Source organism: Frankia sp. CeCAU1, from assembly GCF_977971845.1.
The window spans coordinates 1-3,522 of the sequence record NZ_CDWWXA010000241.1 but is presented as its reverse complement, the minus strand read 5'-3'; the positions used below and the strand labels follow the sequence as shown (position 1 = coordinate 3,522).

2 protein-coding genes are annotated in these 3,522 nt (G+C 72.5%); one reads left to right on the top strand and one right to left on the bottom strand.

Annotated features, from left to right (window positions below; genetic code table 11):
- Nucleotides 1-1,027, bottom strand: a 1,027-nt coding sequence (locus AC08OO_RS22950; protein WP_476619068.1) for an MraY family glycosyltransferase, incomplete at its 3' end; no start/stop codon positions are given.
- 248 nt (nt 1,028-1,275) lie between these two features.
- Between AC08OO_RS22950 and AC08OO_RS22945 the strand changes: the two genes are divergently transcribed.
- Nucleotides 1,276-3,489, top strand: coding sequence for a bi-domain-containing oxidoreductase (locus tag AC08OO_RS22945; protein ID WP_476611780.1), 2,214 nt, complete (start codon nt 1,276-1,278; stop codon nt 3,487-3,489).
- Nucleotides 3,490-3,522: the final 33 nt, after the last annotated feature.

The following is a 3,522-nucleotide window of genomic DNA, read 5'->3' as shown; positions in this document are numbered from 1 at the left end:
GAACGGTGCGCGAGCGGCGGGCGGAGTCCCGTCCCGCCGCGACGCGCTGTGGAGCGTTCAGGTAGCCGAGGAGCACCAGCCCGGCCGCCGTGTCGGCGAGCAGGCGAACCGGCAGTGGTCCGTCCGCGGCGAATCCCAAGGCGACGAGGACCGCCGTCAGGACGCCAACCAGCCCGGTCACCCGGGTGTGTGACCACCCGGCGGTGGTGAGTCGCTGGTAGGCATGGGTGCGGTGGGGCAGGTACCACTGTTCCTTCGCCCGCACCCGGCGTAGCAGAGTCCAGGCGGTGTCGGCCAGGTACAGCGCCGTCGGTGCCAAGGCGGTCTCCACCGGTATTCCCGCCAGGACCGCCCGCACCGCCAGGAGCGCGATCGCGGCTCCCAGCGAATAGCTGCCCACGTCCCCGAGGAAGATGCGGGCCCGCGGAAAGTTGAACGGGCCGAAACCGAGCGCCGCGGCCGCCGTGAGAGCACCGCCGGTCGTGATCGCGTCCACGTGGTGGACGGCTCCGAGCACCGTGAACGCCGCCCCGGCCAGGACCGCCGTCGTCACCGAGATGCCGTTGATGCCGTCCATGAAGTTGAAGACGTTGACGAAAGCGGTGATCCAGACCGGTGCGATGATCGTGACGAGCAGGACGGTTGTGCCGCTCGGAACCGGGTCGTCGAGCACCGCCCCGCGCACCGCCGTCACCGCGACGACGGCCGCGGTGACGTGCAGGGCCAGCCGGCGCAGCGGAGCGATGCCGCTGAGGTCCTCGACGAGTCCGATCAGGCCGAACGGGGCGATGCCGATGGTCAACGACAGCAGGTCGCGGGCGTCGCCGGGCCCAGGGATGCACACCGCCAGGCCGATGCCCGCGAACAGCCCGAGGACGACTGCGATACCGCCGCCACGCGGGGTCGGGACCTGGTGCGAGGACCGCGTGGTGACCTCGTCGATCGCCGCCATCCGACGCATGCCGACGATGACGATCGGGGTTGCCGCGAGGGTGACGATGCACGCGGCGGCCGACGCTTCGAGCATGCCGTTCCTCCGGGTCTGACACTTCGAATGGGCGAGACCGATGTTCATCGCTGAATGTAATGCATCAACTACACTGCGCAGCATGATGCGAGCGTGGGCACCCCCGACGCCCTCACTTCCCCCGGTCGTACCGAAGACTCGGGCCGACACGCCGGTACGGGTCCGCGCGTGGGTGCGGGTCCACCTGCCGGCGCCGACCGTCGGCCGGCGCGGCGGCGCCCTGGTGGCGTGGTGAAGCAGGTGGCGTGGTGAAGCAGGTGGTGCAGGCGGCGTCCGGCGGGGCGGTGCGCGTCGTCGACGTTCCCGTGCCGGTCATCGGTCCGACCGAGGTGCTGGTGGCGACCGTTGCGACGATCGTGTCCGCCGGCACGGAACGTGCCGTCACCACGCTCGCCCGCTCCGGGCTGCTGACCAAGGCGCGGGCCCGCCCGGACCTTGTCCGCAAGGTCGCGGAGAAGGCGAGGACCGACGGTCTCATCCCGGCAGCGCGTTCGGTCCGGGACCGGCTCGGGGCCGACGTTCCCCTCGGCTACAGCGGATGTGGTCGCGTCGTCGAGGTGGGCTCCGCGGTTGACCGCATCCGCCCCGGTGACCTCGTCGCCACGGGTGGGGCCGGGCGCGCCAACCACGCCGAGTTCCAGGCCGTTCCCGGGCTGCTCTGCGCCCGGGTTCCGGGCGGTGTCGCCCCGGGGGCGGCGGCGTTCGCCACGATCGGCTCTATCGCCCTGCACGGGCTGCGCCTGGCGGAGGTGGGCCCCGGGGCGAAGGTGGTGGTCGTCGGGCTGGGGCTGGTCGGTCAGCTCGCCGCCCGGCTCGCGCTCGCCAGCGGATGTGACGTCGCCGGCATCGACCTTGCCGATCTGCCGCTGGTCACCGCCGAGGCGAGCGGTGCCCGTGCGCTGCGGGAGTCCGGCGAGGCCACCACCGCCGCGGTCCGCGCATGGAGCCGGGGCCGTGGTGCCGACGCGGTCCTCATCTGCGCCGCTGGTCGCTCGGCGGAACCGGTCATGCGGGCCACCGCGCTGGCCCGGGACCGGGCGCAGTTGGTCGTGGTGGGTGACGTCGGACTGGGCCTGCTGCGCGCGCCGTTCTACGACAAGGAGCTGACGCTGCGCTTCGCCCGCTCCTACGGACCGGGCCGGTACGAGCGTGGATACGAGGAGTGGGGGGTTGACTACCCTGTCGGGCAGGTCCGCTGGACCGAGGGACGCAACCAGGAGGCCGTGCTCGACCTGCTCGCGGCCGACCGGCTGCGAGTTGATGATCTTGTTACCCACGCCTTTCCGATCGACGCGGCGCCGCGGGCCTACGAGATCGTCGCCACCCGCAGCGAGCCGTACCTGGGGATCCGTTTCGACTACCCGGCGTCGGCCGCCTCCGAGCGGGCCGGGTCCGAGCGGGCCGGGTCCGCACTGGCGCACAGCGCGGGCCCGACCCGGGAGCGGTCGGTCAGCCCGCGGCCGCGGGTGCCCCGCCAGCGATCCGCCCCAGCGGGACGTCGGGGCAGCCGGGTCGGCTGGATCGGGGCAGGGACGTTCTCCGGATCGGTTCTGCTGCCCGCCTTCCGGGCGGCCGGGTTTGACCAGTTGGTCACGGTGGCCTCCGCCGGTGGCCGGTCGGCCAGGGCCTTCGCGGACCGGCACGGGTTCGCCGGGGCGGTGGCCGGCGCCGAGGCCGTGCTGGACGACGACGACGTCGACGTGGTCGTCATCGCGACGCCGCATGCGACGCATGCCGACCTCGCAGCCCGGGCCCTGGAACGCGGTCGGCACGTATGGTGCGAGAAGCCGCTCGCGCTGAGCCTCGACGAGCTCAACCGGGTGGAGAAGGCGGCGGCGACCGGCGGCGGGGTGCTTGTCGTCGGATACAACCGGCGTTTTTCCCCGGCGGTCACCGCAGCTCGCGCGGCGCTGGCCGACCGGGATGGTCCTCTCACGTTGAGCTATCGGATCGCTGCCGGGCCGGTGCCGGCCGACCACTGGTACAACGACCGGGTCCAGGGTGGCCGGCTGCTCGGTGAGGTCTGCCATTTCGTCGACACCTGTGCCGCGCTCGCCGGCAGCGACGTGGACACGGTGACGGCGCTCGCCGGGCGGGAGGCCGAGCTGTTGCTTGCTCCCGATGTGGCGGTCACGCTCCGGCATGCCGACGGTTCCCTGTCTGCCATCTCCTACAGTTCCGCCCGTCCCCGCGGAGTGCGTAAGGAGCACCTCGAGGCGCTGGCGGGCAGCCGGCACGTCCGCATCGACGACTACCGCGAACTGGTGATCGATGGACGTTCCACCTGGAAGGGAGCGCAGGACAAGGGGCATCACGCCGCCGCGGCGGCCTTCCTGCGGATGTGCCGCGGCAGCGACGCCGGTGTCACCGCGGAGCTGCTCGCCTCGAGCCGGGCGACCCTCGCGGCCGCTGACGCGCTCGGTGCCGAGGTAGCGCGAAGCCCGGCCCGGATGGGTTCCTGAGTAGCTGGGAACCGGCCGAAGATTTTTTCGACG